General features: G+C 64.5%; 13 protein-coding genes and 1 pseudogene. 11 read left to right on the top strand and 3 right to left on the bottom strand.

The genetic code is table 11. From position 1 onward, the window contains the following. Positions 1 to 19 precede the first annotated feature (19 nt). Together DSM100688_RS05470 and DSM100688_RS05465 are read left to right on the top strand one after the other, a co-directional pair. Positions 20 to 1,003, top strand: a complete 984-nt coding sequence (locus tag DSM100688_RS05470; protein WP_152358142.1) for an amino acid ABC transporter permease — start codon at positions 20 to 22, stop codon at positions 1,001 to 1,003. Positions 1,004 to 1,019: 16 nt separating this feature from the next. After that, on the top strand, positions 1,020 to 1,853 hold the full coding sequence (locus tag DSM100688_RS05465) for an amino acid ABC transporter ATP-binding protein (protein ID WP_152358141.1): 834 nt from the start codon (positions 1,020 to 1,022) through the stop codon (positions 1,851 to 1,853). Positions 1,854 to 2,086: 233 nt separating this feature from the next. Here the strand turns inward: DSM100688_RS05465 and DSM100688_RS05460 are convergent, their stop codons facing one another. Further along, positions 2,087 to 3,928: an ATP-binding cassette domain-containing protein gene (locus DSM100688_RS05460; protein ID WP_240811840.1), complete on the bottom strand. Its 1,842-nt coding sequence runs from the start codon at positions 3,926 to 3,928 to the stop codon at positions 2,087 to 2,089. Between the two features lie 85 nt (positions 3,929 to 4,013). Here DSM100688_RS05460 and DSM100688_RS05455 point away from each other — a divergent pair, with 85 nt between their 5' ends. From DSM100688_RS05455 to DSM100688_RS05440, 4 genes are all read left to right on the top strand, one after another. Beyond that, the gene (locus DSM100688_RS05455) at positions 4,014 to 4,301 is read left to right on the top strand and encodes a nucleotidyltransferase family protein (protein ID WP_152358271.1); all 288 of its coding nucleotides are present in this window, start codon (positions 4,014 to 4,016) and stop codon (positions 4,299 to 4,301) included. Beyond that, positions 4,288 to 4,692, top strand: a complete 405-nt coding sequence (locus tag DSM100688_RS05450; RefSeq protein WP_152358140.1) for an HI0074 family nucleotidyltransferase substrate-binding subunit — start codon at positions 4,288 to 4,290, stop codon at positions 4,690 to 4,692. Before DSM100688_RS05455 ends, DSM100688_RS05450 begins: the two co-directional genes overlap by 14 nt. A gap of 103 nt (positions 4,693 to 4,795) precedes the next feature. Next, on the top strand, positions 4,796 to 6,688 hold the full coding sequence (gene glmS, locus DSM100688_RS05445; RefSeq protein WP_152358139.1) for a glutamine--fructose-6-phosphate transaminase (isomerizing): 1,893 nt from the start codon (positions 4,796 to 4,798) through the stop codon (positions 6,686 to 6,688). A 405-nt stretch (positions 6,689 to 7,093) separates the two neighbouring features. Further along, entirely contained in the window at positions 7,094 to 7,828 is a 735-nt protein-coding gene (locus tag DSM100688_RS05440) for a pseudouridine synthase (RefSeq protein WP_152358138.1), read from the top strand. Here DSM100688_RS05440 and DSM100688_RS05435 read toward each other — a convergent pair. Further along, positions 7,825 to 8,814, bottom strand: coding sequence for a LacI family DNA-binding transcriptional regulator (locus DSM100688_RS05435; protein ID WP_163146886.1), 990 nt, complete (start codon positions 8,812 to 8,814; stop codon positions 7,825 to 7,827). The genes DSM100688_RS05440 and DSM100688_RS05435 overlap by 4 nt on opposite strands. Before the next feature lie 226 nt (positions 8,815 to 9,040). Between DSM100688_RS05435 and DSM100688_RS05430 the strand changes: the two genes are divergently transcribed. Together DSM100688_RS05430 and DSM100688_RS05425 are read left to right on the top strand one after the other, a co-directional pair. After that, positions 9,041 to 11,125 (top strand): beta-galactosidase, encoded by a 2,085-nt coding sequence (locus tag DSM100688_RS05430; protein ID WP_152358136.1) that lies wholly within the window; start codon positions 9,041 to 9,043, stop codon positions 11,123 to 11,125. A gap of 140 nt (positions 11,126 to 11,265) precedes the next feature. Further along, positions 11,266 to 12,684: an ABC transporter substrate-binding protein gene (locus tag DSM100688_RS05425; protein ID WP_163146885.1), complete on the top strand. Its 1,419-nt coding sequence runs from the start codon at positions 11,266 to 11,268 to the stop codon at positions 12,682 to 12,684. A 181-nt stretch (positions 12,685 to 12,865) separates the two neighbouring features. Here DSM100688_RS05425 and DSM100688_RS05420 read toward each other — a convergent pair whose 3' ends face one another. Then, positions 12,866 to 13,636 carry a type III pantothenate kinase gene (locus DSM100688_RS05420; protein ID WP_152358135.1) on the bottom strand — a complete coding sequence of 257 codons (771 nt, stop codon included), beginning with the start codon at positions 13,634 to 13,636 and terminating at the stop codon, positions 12,866 to 12,868. Positions 13,637 to 13,793: 157 nt separating this feature from the next. Between DSM100688_RS05420 and DSM100688_RS05415 the strand changes: the two genes are divergently transcribed. From DSM100688_RS05415 to DSM100688_RS05405, 3 genes and pseudogenes are all read left to right on the top strand, one after another. Beyond that, the gene (locus DSM100688_RS05415; RefSeq protein ID WP_275575912.1) at positions 13,794 to 14,585 is read left to right on the top strand and encodes a sulfite exporter TauE/SafE family protein; all 792 of its coding nucleotides are present in this window, start codon (positions 13,794 to 13,796) and stop codon (positions 14,583 to 14,585) included. Positions 14,586 to 15,387: 802 nt separating this feature from the next. Next, complete coding sequence (gene fucO / locus DSM100688_RS05410; RefSeq protein ID WP_152358134.1) at positions 15,388 to 16,539, top strand: lactaldehyde reductase; 1,152 nt, start codon at positions 15,388 to 15,390, stop codon at positions 16,537 to 16,539. A 381-nt stretch (positions 16,540 to 16,920) separates the two neighbouring features. Further along, positions 16,921 to 18,414: pseudogene (locus DSM100688_RS05405) on the top strand (Y-family DNA polymerase); the annotation flags it as partial. Between the last annotated feature and the right edge of the window lie 350 nt (positions 18,415 to 18,764).

The raw sequence follows: 18,764 nt of genomic DNA, 5'->3' as shown, positions 1-18,764 counted from the left end.
GCATAAGGACTGACAATCTATGGCGAAGAAACAAGCTGACGGCGAAGGACTGAACATCCCGAACCGCATCGACGCGCTGCCCGTGCGCCGTCCCGGTCCGATCGTGGCCGCCGTGATCGTCGCGCTGCTCGCGGCGATGCTCATCCAGGGCATGATCACCAATCCGCGACTCGACTGGCCGACCGTCTGGAAGTACCTGTTCAACGAGAACGTGCTCGAAGGCATCCGGTACACGCTCGAACTGACCGTCATCTCGATGGTCGTCGCGATCGTCCTGTCGATCATCCTCGCGATCATGCGCAAGTCCATCAACCCGGTGCTGCGCGGCGTCAGCTGGTTCTTCATCTGGTTCTTCCGCGGCACCCCTGTGTACACGCAGCTCGTGTTCTGGGGCCTGTTCGCCGTACTCATCCCGCGTATCAGCCTTGGCGTCCCGTTCACCGACATCTCGTTCTGGAGCGTCAACTCGCAGGACGTGATCACCGCGTTCAACGCCGCATGGATCGGCCTGGCGCTCAACGAGGCCGCGTACCTGTCCGAAATCGTGCGCGCCGGCCTCGAGGCGGTCGACCCGGGGCAAACCGAGGCCGCGCAGGCGCTCGGTATGAAGCGTTCGCTCATCATGCGACGCATCATCCTGCCGCAGGCCATGCGCATCATCATCCCGCCCACCGGCAACGAGACGATCGGCATGCTCAAGACCACGTCGCTCGTCACTGCCGTGCCGTTCACGCTCGAACTGCAGTTCGCCACCGGCGCGATCGCCAACCGCATCTACAAGCCGATCCCGCTGCTGCTCGTGGCCTGCTTCTGGTACCTGCTCATCACGTCGATCCTCATGGTCGTCCAGTCGCGCATCGAAAAGCACTTCGGCAAGGGCTTCGACGCGCGCGCGATGGGCACGCGCGGCAAGCAGCCGCCGCTGCCCGGCAAGACCGAGGGCGAGCCGAAGGACGACATCAACAAGATCAACGAGGCCGGATTCACCGGCATGACCGCGTGAGCCGAGGAGAGTACTGATGACTGATATGACCACGTTCTCGACCTCGGCTTCGGAGCCGGTGCCTTCCGGTGCGATCCCGGCCGTCAAGGCCACGCAGGTGCACAAGGCGTTTGGCTCGCTGCACGTGCTCAAGGGCGTCGACCTGACCGTCATGCCCGGCACCGTCACCGTGATCCTGGGCCCCTCCGGCTCGGGCAAATCCACGTTCCTGCGCCTCATCAACCAGCTCGAAACGCTCACCGGCGGCGAGATCGAGGTTGACGGTGAATTGATCGGCTACAAGCGCACCGGTCGCACCGATGCCGACGGCCGCGAGATCTGGCAGACCCTGGACGACAAGGCCATCGCCGCGCAGCGTTCCAAACTCGGCATGGTGTTCCAGCGGTTCAATCTGTTCCCGCACATGACCGCCATCGAAAACGTGATGGAAGCGCCCGTGCACGTCAAGCACATGAACAAGGCCGAAGCGCGCGAACTCGCCGTCGCCGAGCTGCAGCGCGTCGGATTGGGAGAGCGGCTCGACTACTATCCGTCCGAACTGTCCGGCGGTCAGCAGCAGCGCGTCGCGATCGCCCGCGCGCTCGCCATGAAGCCCGAGATCATGCTGTTCGACGAGCCGACCTCGGCGCTCGACCCGGAGCTGGTGGGCGAGGTGCTCAACGTGATGCTCTCGCTCGCCAAGGAGGGCATGACGATGATCGTCGTCACGCACGAGATCGGTTTCGCCCGCGAGGTCGCCGATCAGGTCGTCTTCATGGACGGTGGCGTGGTCGTCGAGCATGGCGGCCCCGACATCATCGACCACCCGAGTGAACCGCGGTTCAAGGACTTTCTGCAGCACGTGCTGTAGAAAGTCGCTGATCATCCTCGCCGGCCGCCCGGTGTACGGTTTTGCCGCAGTCATCTGCACAACCGTACACTGGGCGGCCTGTTTTGTACGTTTCTGCCGTAGCCGCTGCACAAACGTACGGATACGTCGTCGTAGTGTACGTTTTTGCTGATGACTGCGGCAAAACCGTACGGATAGGATACGTGAATGTACGGTTGTGCTGCCGATGCTGCAACAACGTACGGATGGGGCGGTTACTCCATACTGTCGTGTGCTAGTTGGCTGAAGATGCCGTGACTGGCGATGAGTCGGTCGTAGGTGCCGGTTTCGGCGATCTTGCCGTGATTGAGGACGATGATGCGGTCTACATGGGTGAGCACGTGCGGCCGATGAGTGATGACGATCACCGTGGTGCCGGCAGGTCGATGCTCGGTCAGATCGTGGTAGATCGCGGCTTCGGCGGTCGCGTCCACGGCTGCGGTCGGTTCGTCCAGTATCCACAGCGGTTGGTCGGACAGGAACGTGCGGGCCAGTGCGAGGCGCTGCCATTGGCCGCCGGACAGACCGATGCCGCCCCATTGCGCGCCGAGCTGGGTATCCAACCCGTTCGGCTGGCCAGTGATATAGGTGTCGGCGTGGGCGCGGGCGAGTCCGTCCCAGAGTTGCCGGTCCGTTTTCCGTCCGGTCGGGTCGATGAACTCGCGTACGGTGACTTCGAGTCGGGTGAAGTCCTGGAACGTCATGCTGGTCGCGCCGAGTCGCCCCAATGCGGTCGTAACCGGCGCATCGTCGGGTCGGGGCAGCGTGACCGTGCCGGATTCCGGTTCGAGGATGCCGGCGATGATCTTCGCCAGAGTCGTTTTGCCGGAGCCGTTCTCGCCGACGAACGCGACGATCGATCCCGGTGCGATGTCGAGCGAGACATCGTCCAACGCGGGGCTGGCGGACGTGTCCGTCATACCGCACAGCGTCGTGTCGCTGTCGCCGTCTTCCGTATCATCCGCGGCCGGATACCGATACGTGACATGTTCCACCCGTACGCCGACCGGCCCATGCGTTTCGGGGATCGTCGGGTTCGCCCGCAACGTGTCCATGAGCTGCCGGTAGGCGAGGACCATCGGCGTGGAGCTCATGAGCTCGCCGAACGCGTCGCCGGTGCTGCGCGTGACCGACAGCGCGGTGATCACGCCGACCACGGCGGCCGCGACCGTGGTGAGCGCGGCGTGGTCGTGGACGATGATCGTCGCGAACGCGCCGCCCGCGAGCACGGCGAACGCGAGGGCGCTCAGTCCCGCTCCGCGTAACGCCTGTAGGGAGATGCGCCGCCACAGGCCGCTCATGGCCGTGTAACTGTCGTGCGCCTGTTCGGGAATGGAGAACGAGCCGCGCGTGGCGGCCAGTTCGGTGCTGGCCGGCGGATAGTCCTGCACCTGCTCGAGATAGGCGGCGCGGCGCGAATACTTGCCCTGCAAGGGCCACAGGTCGCTGCCGAGCTGCGCGTTGGCGGCCTGCGCGACGAGTTCGGGGATGATCGCCGCGCCGAGCAGCACGGCGGCGACCGGGCTGGTGGTCCACAGGGACACGGCGAGCATGATCATGGAAAACACGGCGCCCACGACGACGGTCGCATTGGACGCGTGGTCGGCGATGTTGTACGGGATCGCGTCACGTGCGGCACGGATACGGTCGTTCAGCCCGCGGTCGAGCGTCTGCGCCGGCGTGATGTCGGCCAGTGCGCGGGTCAGTCGCGTGCGGTATTCCGCGCCCAGCGGGATCACGAGCAGTTCGCGGATACGCGACGTGACTTCGTACGAGACGGCGATCACCACCGCCCCTAACGTCAGCAGCAGGATCACTGCACCGATGCGCACGTCCGACGGCGATCCGGCCAGTCCGGCCGGTCCCGTCACCCAGCGGATCAGCCATACCTGCAGCGACGGCATCGCCATCACCAGCAGGTTCGACGCCCACATCGCGACTGTCATCGCCGGCCGCACCCGCAACGCATCCACCGTCGCCGACCACGCCGTCCGCGCGGCATCGCGCAGCTGTGCGCCCACGTTCCCCAACACATGTCGCATACCTACAACACTCACGTGCCTCATGGTACGCCGCGGGGGGGGGATTCCGTTGTTTCCGATGTTTTACAATGGAGCCGACGGCAACGGCAAGGAGATGACCATGGTTCCGATCGAGGACGTGTATCGACAGATCGTCGAGTTCTCCGTCGCAGCAGGAGCCACGAAGGTCATACTGTTCGGTTCGCGGGCCAAGGGCACCGCGCGGCCGAAAAGCGACATCGACATCGCGATCTCCGGATGCCCCGATTTCGACCGTCTGTACCGGCGGCTACAGGACGACCTGTGGTCGCTGCTCAAGATCGACGTGATCAATCTGGACGAGCCGATCACCGACGAACTGCGCGACGAGATCGCGACGACCGGAAGGACGTTGTATGAAAAAGTATGAGAACTACGCCTCCGCCCTGCGTTCGTTGCGTCAGGCTCCCGACCAGGATCTCAGCAATGAGTTCGTGCAAAGCGGCGTGATCGACAAGTTCGAGTTGCAGTTCGAACTCGGATGGAAGCTGTTCAAGGCATTACTTGCATACGAAGGCGATCCGGTGTCGACTTCCGGTTCGCCCCGTGACGTACTGAAAACAGCGTTCCAGTACTACGATTTCGTGGATGAATCGACATGGCTGCGCATGCTGCGCGACCGCAACGATTCGGCGCATATCTACGATGCGGATAAGGCGCTGCGCTTGGTGGACGCGATCATTGCCGACTACATTCCCGAGTTTGAACGGGTGAACCAGGGACTGATCGATCGGTACGGTACCGCCATGCTGACCGAATGACGCCGCGGGTGAATCGAGTGCACGGCCGGCCGATGCGCTGAGCGCGTGAAAACAGCGGGTTGCGGTTTCGCGTTGCAACATGCGTCCGGTAGGGTAGTGGGCTATGTGTGGAATCGTTGGATATGCAGGAAACGTTGAAACCGCGTGCGGCAAGCCCTTGGAAGTGTGCTTGCAGGGTCTGAAGCGCCTCGAATACCGCGGATATGATTCGGCCGGCGTGGCCCTGTCCGCCCCCGGCATGGAACAGGTCGCCGTGCGCAAGAAGGCCGGCCGCCTCGCCAACCTCGTCGAAGACATCGAACGCAAGCCCATGCCGCTCGCCACGGTCGGCATCGGGCATACGCGCTGGGCCACCAACGGCGAGCCGTCCGACATGAACGCGCACCCGCACGTCAGCGCGGACGGCAAGGTCGCGATCATCCACAACGGCATCATCGAAAACGCCTCCCAGCTGCGGCTCGACCTGCAGGCCGAAGGCTACCGGTTCTCCTCGAGCACCGACACCGAGGTCGCCGCGAAGCTGCTCGGCAAGATCGTCGACGCGATCATCGCGGAGGAAGGCAAACCGGATCTGTTCAAGGCCGTGCGCCGCCTTGCCCGCATGCTCGAAGGCGCGTTCACGATCCTCGCGACCGACTGCCGCCAGCCGGACATCATCGTCGGCGCACGCCATGACTCGCCGCTCGTCGTCGGCCTCGGCGACGGCGAAAACTTCCTCGGCTCCGACGTGGCCGCGTTCGTCGCGTACACCAAGCGTGCGCTCGAAGTCGACCAGGACCAGGCCGTATGCGTCTCCGCCGACACGGTGATCGTCACCGACTTCTTCGGCAACGTGATCGACGATCCGAAGACGTACACCGTCGACTGGGACGCGTCCGCGGCCGAAAAGGGCGGCTGGGACTCGTTCATGGACAAGGAGATCCACGAGGATCCGGCCGCCGTCCAGCGCACGCTGCTCGGCCGTCTCGACAAGCACGGCGATCTGAACCTCGACGAGGTGCGCATCGAGGAGCATGACTTCAAGGCGATCGACAAGATCATCGTCATCGCGTGCGGCACCGCCGCCTACGCCGGCATGGTCGCCAAGTACGCGATCGAACACTGGGTGCGTATCCCGGTCGAGGTCGAGCTCGCGCACGAGTTCCGCTACCGCGACCCGATCCTCACGCCACGTACGCTCGTCGTCGCGATCTCGCAGTCCGGCGAGACGATGGACACGCTCATGGCCCTGCGCCACGCCCGTGAACAAGGTTCCAAGGTGCTCGCGATCTGCAACACGCAGGGCGCGTCCATCCCACGCGAATCCGACGCCGTGCTCTACACGCACGCCGGCCCCGAGGTCGCCGTCGCCTCCACCAAGGCGTTCGTCGCGCAGATCACCGCCGCCTACGTGCTCGGCCTGTACCTCGCACAGGTCAAGGGCGCGATGTTCCGCGACGAGATCCATGCCACGCTCGATGCGCTCAAGGCCATGCCGCGCAAGATCCAGTGGATCCTCGACACGCAGGCCAAGGCCGTGCAGAAGGCCGCCGAACAGATGGTGAACGCGAAGTCGTTCCTGTTCCTCGGTCGCCACGTCGGCTACCCGGTGGCGATGGAGGGCGCGCTCAAGCTCAAGGAGATCGCGTACACGTTCACCGAAGGGTTCGCGGCCGGCGAATTGAAGCACGGCCCGATCGCACTTGTGGACGAAGGCGAGCCGATCGTGTTCATCGTGCCGCCCGAGCGCGGCCGCAACGTGCTGCACGCCAAGGTGATCTCCGGTATCGAGGAGGTGCGCGCGCGTGGCGCATTCATCATCGCCGTGGCCGAAGAGGGCGACCCGGACGTGGAACGGTATGCGGACGTCGTGTTCTGGCGGCCGCAGTGTCCGACGCTGATGAGCCCGCTCGTCGACGTGGTGCCGCTGCAGCTGTTCGCGATGGACATGGCCAAGCTCAAGGGCTACGACGTCGATAAGCCGCGCAACCTCGCCAAGTCCGTCACGGTGGAGTAGCGAAAACGTCATGACGGCATCGGCGACGAGGTAGTTCCGACGTGGACCGGTGGCGGCCGGCATGCATGTTGCTCGACACGCTCCGGGCCGCTCGGCCGAGTCATACGGTCGATCAACATGCATGCCGGCCGCCACCTCGTTTTTCAGAACGTTACGTTTGATCTGTCTGTACGGGGAGTCTGACAAAACGTAACGTTACGTATTACTGAGGGAGCGGTCGGGGCATGCGTTGACCGACCGTATGACTCGGCAATGCGCTTCGCGCATTCTTCGCAGCAAGCTGCTCACTTCGCCTAAGAACAGTCCACTGGACTGTTCTCTTAACGGCTCAGCCCGGAGCGTGTCGGACAATGCATGCCCCGACCGCTCCCGGACTCCGCTGGAACTGTAGAAAGCGCAGATGAAATGACGCAACGGCACAGATTCGTGACGAACGAGCCGCGGATTCCGTTTGACTTCGACGTGCTGTACGAGGATGCGGGGATCATCGTCATTGACAAGCCGCATTTTCTGGCGACCACGCCGCGCGGCATGTGGTACCGCGAAACGGCGTTGATCCGGCTGCGCGAGCGGTATGGCGAGCCGGAGATCGTGCCGGCGCATCGTTTGGACCGGCTGACGGCCGGCGTGGTCGTGTTTGTACGTGACCCGGCGTTGCGCGGGGCGTATCAGATGTTGTTCCAGGAACGGCGCACGACCAAGGCGTACGAATGTCTGGCGGCGGCCTCGCCGGTTCGTCGACCGCGGTACGGGACGGTCGCGTCGCTCGAGCCGCCGCGCGTGTTCCCGCTGCTGCGGCGCTCTCGCATCGTCAAGCGGCGCGGGATACTGCAGGCGTACGAGGAACCGGGTGAAGTGAACGCCGAGACGGTGATCGAACTGGGTGCCGGGGAAGTCGTCGGCAATCGAAGTGTCCGTGCCTATACGCTGCATCCGCGCACCGGCAAAACGCATCAGCTGCGCGTCCATATGAACTCGCTTGGTCTGCCGATCGTCGGCGACGACTTCTATCCGCGCATCGTCGAACGCGCCTACGACGACTTCAGCCAGCCGCTCGAACTCGTCGCGCGTCGGCTGTCGTTCATCGACCCCGTCACCCACGAGCCGCGCGTCTTCGTCTCCCGCATCCCGCTGGGCTAGGCGTTGAGATCGCGCACGGAGGCGCGTTCGACAAGGGTGGCGGGGATGACGTGCTTGACGCCGGTCGGCACCGTCTCGCCCTCGCACTGACGGGTCACCATCGCGAACGCCTCGCGGCCGATTCCGTCGAAGTCCAGTCGCATCGTCGTCAGTTCCAGCCGCGGCACCGTGCCGACCAGCGAATCGTCCACGCCGATCACGCTCACGTCCTCGGGCACGCGCTTGCCGGCCGCTCGCAGTCCGAGCATCGCGCCGTACGCCATCTGGTCGTTCGCCGCGTACACCGCCGTGCAGTCCGGTTCATGCGCCAGCGCAAGCCCCGCCTGGTAGCCGCTGTCGGCCTCCCAGTCGCCGATGTACACCGGCGGTACCGGCAGTCCGCGCCGTTCCAACGCCTGCCGCCAGCCGTCCGCACGGTTCTCGGCCGCGACCGACGTCGCCGGCCCGGCGATGTGATACACCGTGCGATGCCCACACCCCAGCAAATACCGGACCGCGTCTTCGGAGCAACCGTACTGGTCGGCGTCCACGGTGGGGCAGTGGTCGGTCGGTCGCTCCGAGATGATGACCACGGGCAGTTCGGCGGGCGGCTCGAAGCTGAGGAAGTCGGCCGTCTGCTCCTCCATGACGACGATCACGCCGTCGACCGGCAGTTGCTTCATGCGTTCGACCGCCGCGCGCAGCGTGCGCTCGCGGCCCTGCCCGATGGTGAGCATGGTGATCGCGTAGCCGTGTTCGTTGGCGGCGGCGGAGATCGCGTTGAGGATGCGCACGTTGCCGTACGCGCTCATGTTGAACATGACCACGCCGATGTCCTTGAACCGGCCGTGCTTGAGTGCGCGGGCGGCGTAGTTCGGCCGGTAGCCGAGCTTGTGCATGGCGGCTTCGACCCGTTCGCGGGTCTCGGCCTTGACGGCGGCGCTGCCGTTGGCCACGCGGGAGACGGTCTGGGGGGAGACGCCGGCTTCCTTGGCGACGTCTTGCATGGATATCGTGGATGGGCGGTTCATGATTCACTTCCGAACGGCTATGTTTTCGTTGCCATTATACGGGATGCTGTGCGGTGATTCTACGTTGCGTCGGATTGACGGGAATTTTTATGATGATTTGATTCGTACGGCGTGGCGTGTGCCTGTTGATGCGCTATGATGGCACTGCGAGAGGAATGATAACGCAAACATTCGTGTTCCGAACAATGACGAAAGGACGGCAATGACGCAACGCAGAGCGTTTCGCTGGCCGCAACCGCTTGAGGGCCAGACGGCCCGCATCTGGTATGGCGGTGACTACAACCCCGATCAGTGGCCGGAGGAGGTCTGGGACGACGACATCCGCCTCATGACCAAGGCCGGCGTGAACCTCGTCTCCGTCGGTATCTTCAGCTGGGCGAAGATCGAACCGCGCGAAGGCGTGTTCGACTTCGACTGGCTTGACCGCATCATCGACAAGCTCGGCAAGGCCGGCATCGCCGTCGACCTCGCCTCCGCCACCGCCTCGCCGCCGATGTGGCTCACCCAGGCCCACCCCGAGGTGCTGTGGCAGGACTACCGTGGCGACGTATGCCAGCCGGGCGCCCGCCAGCACTGGCGCCCGACCAGCCCGGTCTTCCGCGAGTACGCGCTCAAGCTGTGCCGTGCGATGGCCGAACACTACAAGGACAACCCGTACGTCGTCGCATGGCACGTGAGCAACGAATACGGTTGCCACAACCGCTTCGACTACTCCGAAGACGCCGAGCGCGCCTTCCAGGACTGGTGCAAGGCCCGCTACGGCACCATCGACGCCGTCAACGACGCGTGGGGCACCGCCTTCTGGGCGCAGCACATGAACGACTTCTCCGAGATCGTCCCGCCGCGTTTCATCGGCGACGGCAACTTCATGAACCCGGGCAAGCTGCTCGACTGGAAGCGCTTCAGCTCCGACGCACTCAAGGCGTTCTACATCGCCGAGCGCGACCTGCTCGAGGAACTCACCCCGGGTCGGCCGCTCACCACCAACTTCATGGTTTCCGCCGGCGGCACCGGCCTCGACTACGACGACTGGGGTGCGGAGGTCGACTTCGTCTCCAACGACCACTATTTCACGCCCGGCGAATCCCACCTCGACGAGATGGCCTACTCGGCCTCCCTCACCGACGGCATCGCCCGCAAGAACCCGTGGTTCCTCATGGAGAACTCCACCGGCGCCGTCAACTGGCGTCCGATCAACTACCGCAAGGAGCCCGGCCAGCTCGTGCGCGACGCCCTCGTGCACCTGTCGATGGGCGCGAACGCGATCTGCTACTTCCAGTGGCGGCAGTCCAAGGCCGGCGCCGAGAAGTTCCACACCGCGATGGTGCCGCACGCGGGCGAGGACAGCCAGGACTTCCGCGACGTGTGCGAACTCGGCGAGGACCTGCAGCGACTCGCCGACGCCGGCGTGCTCGACACCACGCTCGCCAAGTCGCGCGTGGCCGTCGTGTTCGACTACGAGTCCGAATGGGCCACCGAGCACACCGCCACCCCGACCCAGCAGGTGCGCCACTGGACCGAGCCGCTCGCATGGTTCCGCGCGCTTGCCGATAACGGCGTCACCGCCGACGTGGTGCCGATCCGCTCCGACTGGGACACCTACGAGGCCGCCGTGCTGCCGAGCGTGTACCTGCTCGACGAGGCCAACTCGCGCCGTGTGCGCGACTACGTCGCCAAGGGCGGCAAGCTGTTCGTGACCTACTACACCGGCATCTCCGACGAGAAGGACCACATCTGGCTCGGCGGCTACCCCGGTTCGATCCGCGACGTGGTCGGCGTGCGCATCGAAGAGTTCGCGCCGATGGGCACCGACTTCGAAGGTGCGCTCGATCACCTCGAGCTGACCAACGGTGCGGTCGCGCACGACTTCGCCGACGTGATCACCTCCACCGCCGACTCCGCCCGCGTGCTCGAGACCTACAAGTCCGAGCCGTGGGTCGGCATGAACGGCGTGCCGGCGATCACCGTCAACGAGTACGGCGACGGCAAGGCCGCATACGTTGGCTGCCGTCTCGGCCGCGAGGGACTGGCGAAGAGCCTGCCCGAACTGCTCGAGGCGATGGGTGTCGACGTGCCGTCCTCCGGTGAAGAGGGTGCGGGCGACGTGCTGTGCGTCGAGCGCACGAACGAGGCCGGCGACGTCACGTTCCACTTCCTGTTCAACCGCACGCACCATGCGGTGAGCGTGCCGGCCGATGGCGAGGTCGTCGTCGCGTCGCTCGCGCGCGGCAACGGCGACGGCACCGTGACGATCGACCCGAACGGCGTCGCCATCGTCAAGCGGTAGTTCCGTACACTGCTGATCAGCGGCTCCTCTTGCGATCCCAACGTGAGAGGAGCCGCTTTCTTATGCTTCTTATGCCTCGGTGTGTAGACTCGATACGGACATCAGTCATCGGCATCGAACGGAACAGGGGAGCGGCAGGCATGAGCGCACGACAGACGATCGACCACGCCAAACGCATCATGGCCGCGTTCCTGTCCATCGTCTGCTTGCTGGCCATCGCCGCGTGCGGTGAAACGGACACCCGCACCAAGATCGTCGTCTGGTCATGGGAACCCAGCATGAAGGCCGTCGCACGGTCCTTCGAACAGGCCAATCCCGACATCCGCGTCGTCGTCAAGGACACGAGCGGCTACGAGAATCTCAACAGCGCCATCCAAGACGGCTACGGACTGCCCGACGTCGCGCAACTCGAATACTTCGCCCTGCCGCAGTATGCGGTCAGCGGCCAGTTGCTCGACATCACCGACCGCGTCGCCGGCTACGACGACTTCTACACGCCCGGCACATGGTCGTCCGTGCAGCTCGGCGGGCGTACGTACGGACTGCCGATGGACTCTGGCCCGATGGCGTTCTTTTACAACAAGGACGTGTTCGACCAGGCCGGCGTGGACGCCACGAAGATCCGTACTTGGGACGACTACTACCAGGCCGCGAAGAAACTCAAGGCGATCGGCGTGTACATCGCCGCCGACGCGGGCGATGCGAGCTTCTACGACGCGATGATCTGGCTCGCCGGCGGCCGCCCGTTCCGCACCAGCGCGGACGGCAAGACCGTCACCGTGAACCTGACCGGCGACGAGGGCACCACGACGTTCACCGAGTTCTGGCAGCGGATGATCAACGAAGGACTCGTGAACACCAAGGCCGTGACCTGGTCGGACAACTGGGAGCGGCAGCTGGGCGCGGGCACCATCGCCTCCGTGTTCGCCGGCGCATGGATGCCGTCGCTGCTGCTCGCCGACGTGCCGGGCGGCGCCGGACTGTGGCGCGTCGCGCAGATGCCGACCGTCGACGGCAAGGAAACGAACGCGGAGAACGGCGGATCGTCGCTCACCGTACTCCAATCGTCACGCAAACCCGACGCGGCGTTCCGTTTCGTCGAATACGCGTGCCACAACGCCGCCGGCATCGCCGAACGCATCGACGGCGGCGCGTTCCCGGCCGACAAGGCCACGCTGAACAGCGAGGAGTTCCGCAACAAGACCACGGTGCGCGACTCGCGCGGCATCGACGTCGACTACTTCGACGGGCAGCGCTACAACGAGGTGCTGTCCGAGGCGGCCGGGCATGTGTCGACCGGTTACCAGTACCTGCCGTTCGAGGTGTACGCGCGCAACGACTTCACCGCGACGGTCGGCACGGCCTACACGTGGGCGACGGCCAAACGCGAGTATGAGGACATCAAGAATCGCATCGAGGCGGGGGAGACCAAGCCGAACGGCAAGGAATACACGCTGCCCGAGCATCCCGGCAAGCGCATCACGCTGACCGACGGCATCATCGCGTGGCAGAAGGACCTCAAGGAGTACGGCTTCAATCAGGGCTTCACGATCAAGTGACGGGTGTGGGTGCGCCGTTGACGACGAGTCCTCTTTGCTGTGGCTTCTTTGCCGCATCCCTTCACCTGACGTGATGCGTGCCTCCCTGTCTTTCCTCCCCTTCCCCTAACGGACATACAGCCGAAAACCGTGGCGGAATCGGCTGTATGTCCGTTAGGGAAGAGGGAAGCTCTGGCTGCGCTTAGTGCGCGGTATTACGCGCGTAGATCGCGGCCATGCCTTTGAAGATCAGGTCCGGATCGTACACGTCGATCAATGCCGTGTCGTTCTCGAGCACGCGGCCGAGCCCGCCCGTCGCCACGACCTGGAAATCCTCGCCGATCTCGTCATGGAACTGCCGGATCGTACGCTCCGTGCCGCCGAGGAAGTTGTAGTACAGGCCGGCCTGCATTGCCGTACGCGTGTTCGTCGCGAGAATCGACTTCGGTCGCGTGATCTCCACCTCCGGCAGCTGCGCGGTCTCACCCCACAGCGCCGCCGCGGCCGTGCGGATGCCCGTCGTGATGATGCCGGCCGTGATCGTCCCCTTCGCGTCCACATAATCGAACGTCGTCGCCGTGCCGAAATCGACCACCAGCACCGGCCCGCCGTACGTCACGTACGCGCCGACCGAATCCGCCAGCATGTCCGCGCCGAGCGACTTCGGATCGTCGATGCGGATGTTGATGCCGGTCTTCACGCCCGGTCCCACCACCATCGGATCGACGCCGAGGAACTTGATCATGCTCGCGCGGAACGAATGCATCACCTTCGGCACCACCGAACAGATGATCACGTCGTCCACGTCGTCGGACGTGTAGCCGCTGAGCGACAGGAACTGCGTGATCATCAGCCCGTACTCGTCGGACGTGTGGTTCGCCTTCGTGGTGATGCGGTATGTGCCGACGATCTCGCCGCCCTCCAGAAAACCGAGCACGATGTTGGTGTTGCCGATGTCGACCGCGACGAGCATGGGATCCCCTTCTGCCGATTGGAATGCGATGGCTCCTCAGTGTAGTCGGTGCGGTAGGGTGGCGCATGTGCATGATGACGGAATCGGTGAGGAAGATACGGTGGGGCGTTCGACAGGTGGGACGGAGCGTCGGGAACGACCGGCGCAGACGTCGCAGTTGGAGCGGTTGGATCGGCGCAGCATGCTCGTGCTGGTGGCCACGGGGCTGGCGTGCGGACTGCTGTCCGGCTTGTTCGGCATCGGCGGCGGCACGATCATCGTGCCCGCGCTGGTATGGCTGGGCCTGAGTCAGCGGCATGCGGCGGCGACGTCGTTGGCGGCGATCGTGCCCACATCGATCGCCGGCGTGACCTCGTACGCGACGGGCGGCAACGTGAACTGGGTGGCCGCGCTGCTGCTGGCGGTCGGCGTGATCGCCGGCAGTCAGTTGGGATCGCTGCTGCTCAGCCGGCTGCCGGAGGTTGTGTTGCGGTGGATCTGGGTGGCGTTTCTCGTGTTCGTGATCGTGCAGCAGGTCGTGTTCGTGCCGGCGCGCGATGGGCATCTCGTGCTGCACGTGTGGTCCGGTGCGTTTCTGGTGCTGCTCGGCGTGGTGACGGGGGCGCTCGCCGGCGTGCTCGGCATCGGCGGCGGGGCGATCATGATGCCGGCACTGTCGTTTCTGTTCGGTGCAAGCGATCTGATGGCGCGCGGCACGTCGCTGCTGGTGATGTTCCCGGGCGCGATTTCCGGGACGGTGGCGAATTGGCGGCGGCGGATCGTGCATCTGCGCAGCGGGTTGATCATCGGCTGCAGCGCTGTGGTGACCGCGCCGCTTGGCACGATGCTGGCTGGATGGCTCACCCCGCGCGCCGGGTCGCTGCTCTTCGCCGCGTGGCTCACGTTCCTTGCGGTGCGCAGCACGTGGACTGCGGTCAAGGCCACGCGATCCGCGCGTGCCGGGGCGTGATTTCATGCCCTCAACGGACATCCAGCCGGTTCGGGTGGTGGAATCGGCTGGTTGTCCGTTGAGGGGAGGCGGGTGGTTGTGTTCCGTGGCAAGCCGTATCGCCTATGGTCTTCCGTTCCCTGTTGTGCGCGGGAATTTCGGGGGGGGGACGGCCGCTTCGTCCCGAATTTCCTGCGTTGAGGATGGCTGAGCGGAGGAAATTCGGGAGATCGGGGTTGATTTCCCGAAATAGTTGCGTTGACGGTGACTTAGTGAGGCTTTTTCGGGGCGAGTGGGTTGTTTTCCCGAATTTCCTGCGCTTGGCGGGTGGGGATGGGCTGTGCGCGAGCGCGAGGTGGGATGGCCGTGGCCCGTTCCGTGATGTTCGGCGTATTGGGCTGGCCTCTTCGACGGACATCCAGCCGGTTCGCCTGCCCGGATCGGCTGTATGTCCGTTGAAGGGGAGCGTATTGAAGTGGATGGGTTGGAGGGGGTGTTGAGTGTGGTGGAACGGCTGTATTGTTTTTCCGGTTCCGCACCTGACGGACGTGTAGTACGGTTGCGCCCTCGACGGACATACAGCCGATCCGGCCACCTGTATCGGCTGTATGTCCGTTGAAATGGCATTGTGTTGTGAGTTATTGCATGCGTCATTACGCGTGTCGTCCAATCGCTCGGCTGCCGGCGCGCCCGGCGTGTTGCCGGGAGGCTTCCAGCGAAATCACATCGATGAGAGTAGGATGGGAGGCGTTGTAACCGACAAGGGTGCGGCACGGCGCAATGGATGCGCGGCGGCGCACCGCTGTTTCGAAGGAGAACCAGTATGGTCTATCGCATGATCTTCAACCAGACCGCATATTTCGGCCGCGGCGCGATCAAGGAGATCCCGGCCGTCGCGAAGTCGCACGGCTTCACCAAGGCGTTCATCGTCACCGATCCGGTGCTGCTGGAGACCGGCACCGCCGAGAAGGTCACCAAGGTGCTCGATGAGGCCGGCATGCCGTATGAGGTGTTCTCCAACGTCAAGCCGAACCCGCCGGTCGAATGCATCCAGGACGGCGTCGCCAAATTCGCCGAATCCGGTGCGGACTTCCTGATCGGTCTGGGCGGCGGCTCGCCGCAGGACACCTGCAAGGGCATCGGCATCATCACCGCCAACCCTGAGTTCGCCGACGTGCTCTCGCTCGAGGGCGTCGCCGACACGAAGAACCCGTCCGTGCCGATCTTCGGCGTGCCGACCACCGCCGGTACCGCGTCCGAGACGACCATCAACTACGTCATCACCGACACCGCGAACAAGCGCAAGTTCGTCGCCGTCGACCCGCATGACATCCCGATCGTCGCGTTCGTCGACCCTGACCTCACGGACTCCATGCCGCGCGGCCTCAAGGTCGCCACCGGCCTCGACGCCTTGACCCACGCGATCGAGGGCTACATCACGCCGGGCGCGTGGAGCCTGTCGGACTGCCTGTCGATGCAGACCATTCGCATGATCGCCAAGAACCTCGCCAAGTCCGCCGACGGCGACATCCCGGCCGGCGAGCAGATGGCGTACGCGTCCTACATCACCGGCATGGCCTACTCGAACGTCGGCCTCGGCCTCGTGCACGGCATGGCCCACCCACTGGGCGGCCGCCTCGGCGTCGCGCACGGCGTGGCGAACGGCATCCTGCTGGCCCCGGTCATGGAGTACAACAAGGACTACACCGGCGAGAAGTACCGTGACATCGCCGATGCGTTCGGCGTTGAGGACGCCTACACGGGTGATCTCGAGAAGGTGCGCGAGGAGGCCGTGCAGGCCGTCCACAAGCTGACCGTCGACCTCAAGAACCCGACCACGATCAGCGAGGTCGGCGCGACCGAGACCGATCTGGCACCGCTCGCGCACGACGCGTTCAACGACGTGTGCACGCCGGGCAACCCGCGCAAGGCCACCGAGGAGGACATCCTCGCGATCTACAAGTCGCTGATGTGATGAACGTCAGGTGACGCTGCCGCGTGAGTCGGCGTCGCGTGTGACGTGCTGCGATATCGCGTGACATGCGGCGGCTTTGCGTGACATGATGTCGCGTTGATGCTCCGCTGCACGGCGCTGTTGTGTCGTCGTGCGGCTGCGTCCCCTCCCCGTAACGGACATACAGCCGATTTCCGTATCGGAATCGGCTGTATGTCCGTTTTTTATCCGTTTTTTTATCCGTGCGTCCGTTGTGCGCGTTATGCATACGGCAGGCGCGTGGCGCGTCCTGCGCACGCGACGTACCTTGCGTACGCAGGACGGACGGGAATGATGGGGACGGACGTACGACGCGACACGAGCATCGCCACAATGTCGAACATATGTTCGATAATATGAGGTATGACTGACCGACCGAAGCGCACCTACCTCGCCATAGACCTGAAATCGTTCTATGCGTCGGCCGAGTGCGCCGCGCTCGGCCTGGATCCGTTGCAGACCAATCTGGTGGTGGCCGACGTAAGCCGCACCGAGAAGACGATCTGTCTGGCCGTCTCGCCGTCGCTGAAGGCATACGGACTGCCCGGTCGCGCACGGCTGTTCGAGGTCATCGAAACGATGAACCGGGTCAATGAGGAGCGCCGGTTGCGCGCACCCGGCCGCCGGTTCGTCGGCGAATCGTGCGACGCTCGCGAACTGGCGGCGAATCCGCGGCTCAAGGCCGGCTATATCGCGGCAAAACCGCGCATGTCGTACTATCTGCAGACCAGCGCGTCGATCTACACGATCTATCTGCGATACGCATCGGCCAACGACATCCACGTCTACTCGATCGACGAGGTGTTCATCGACGTCACGCACTACCTCGGCATGTACCGCATGACGCCGCACGAACTGGCGCGTCGCATCGTGCAGGACATCGTCGACGTGACCGGCATCACCGCGACGGCCGGCATCGGCACGAACATGTATCTCGCCAAGGTCGCGATGGACATCGTCGCCAAACATATGCCCGCCGATCGTGACGGGGTGCGCGTGGCCGAACTGGACGAAGCGAGCTATCGTCGGTTGCTGTGGGAGCATCGCCCGCTTACTGATTTCTGGCGCGTGGGGCGGGGGTATGCGCGGCGGCTCGAATCGGCGGGACTGCTGACGATGGGCGACATTGCGCGCTGTTCGACGGGGCGGGCGAGCGACTATTACAACGAGGATCTGCTGTATCGCATGTTCGGGGTGAACGCCGAGCTGCTCATCGACCACGCGTGGGGGTGGGAACCGTGCGAGGTCGCCGATATCAAGGCGTATCGTCCGGCGGAGAATTCGCTGAGTTCCGGGCAGGTGCTGCACCGGCCGTATCCGTTCGCGTCCGCGCGGCTGGTCACGCGCGAGATGGCCGACGCGATATCGCTGGAGTTGGTGGAGAAAGGGCTGGTGACTAGGCAGATCGGGCTGTACATCGGCTACGAGGGGCGTGAGGGATTCGAAGGGTCGGCGCCGGTGTCCACGAACCGGTACGGCAAGAAGGTGCCGAGGCCGGCCAACGGATCGATCGACCTGGGGGAGTATACGTCGTCGACGCGGGTGATCACGGCGGCGATGATGAATCTGTATGATCGGATCGTCGATCGTGATCTTATGGTGCGACGCATCAACGTGGTGGTCGGTCGGTTGCGTCCGTATGCGGAGGATGCGGCTGATGCGAGTAGTGCGGACAGGGCGACGGATGGTGCGGGCGACGGCGTTGATGTCGCTGCCGTTGCGTGTGATGGCGATGCTTCGAACGATGCTGTGAACGGTACTGCGATGGCGGGGCTGCGTCGTGACGGTGCCCGTGCGACCGGTGCGGAGACATCGTCAGCGCGAGGTGCCGGTGGACGTCGGCGGGAATGCGGAGGAGCGACGATGCCGATCACTCCGGTTGGGCACGCCGAACAGCTTGATCTGTTCACCGACGTGGCGGCCGAGGATCGTCGTCGTTCCGAGCGGCGGGTCGACCAGCGACGCGAACACGACGTGCAGCAGGCGCTGCTTGCCGTCAAACAGCGGTTCGGCAAGAACGCGGTGCTCAAGGCCATGAACCTCGAACCGGACGCCACTGGCCGCGATCGCAACAATCAGATCGGCGGCCATGCGGCCGGTACCGATCGATGTGACGATGATGACGAGCGCAAGAAGAAGCGTCCTGACGCAACCCGTGATCATATTGATACGGGTGGCAGCGGCGATCGGAATGGCAACGCGGGAGG

Origin of the sequence: Bifidobacterium ramosum (assembly GCF_009299505.1) — a bacterium.
Lineage (GTDB): Bacteria > Actinomycetota > Actinomycetes > Actinomycetales > Bifidobacteriaceae > Bifidobacterium > Bifidobacterium ramosum.
Note: the sequence above shows the minus strand (reverse complement) of the source record. Positions and strands in the feature narration are given on the sequence as shown.

Coding starts and splice junctions, on each gene's coding strand:
- DSM100688_RS05470 (WP_152358142.1), top strand. CDS start 20: ATGGCGAAGAAACAAGCTGACGGCGAAGGACTGAACATCCCGAACCGC.
- DSM100688_RS05465 (WP_152358141.1), top strand. CDS start 1,020: ATGACTGATATGACCACGTTCTCGACCTCGGCTTCGGAGCCGGTGCCT.
- DSM100688_RS05455 (WP_152358271.1), top strand. CDS start 4,014: ATGGTTCCGATCGAGGACGTGTATCGACAGATCGTCGAGTTCTCCGTC.
- DSM100688_RS05450 (WP_152358140.1), top strand. CDS start 4,288: ATGAAAAAGTATGAGAACTACGCCTCCGCCCTGCGTTCGTTGCGTCAG.
- glmS (WP_152358139.1), top strand. CDS start 4,796: ATGTGTGGAATCGTTGGATATGCAGGAAACGTTGAAACCGCGTGCGGC.
- DSM100688_RS05440 (WP_152358138.1), top strand. CDS start 7,094: ATGACGCAACGGCACAGATTCGTGACGAACGAGCCGCGGATTCCGTTT.
- DSM100688_RS05435 (WP_163146886.1), bottom strand. CDS start 8,814: ATGCAAGACGTCGCCAAGGAAGCCGGCGTCTCCCCCCAGACCGTCTCC.
- DSM100688_RS05430 (WP_152358136.1), top strand. CDS start 9,041: ATGACGCAACGCAGAGCGTTTCGCTGGCCGCAACCGCTTGAGGGCCAG.
- DSM100688_RS05425 (WP_163146885.1), top strand. CDS start 11,266: ATGAGCGCACGACAGACGATCGACCACGCCAAACGCATCATGGCCGCG.
- DSM100688_RS05420 (WP_152358135.1), bottom strand. CDS start 13,636: ATGCTCGTCGCGGTCGACATCGGCAACACCAACATCGTGCTCGGTTTT.
- fucO (WP_152358134.1), top strand. CDS start 15,388: ATGGTCTATCGCATGATCTTCAACCAGACCGCATATTTCGGCCGCGGC.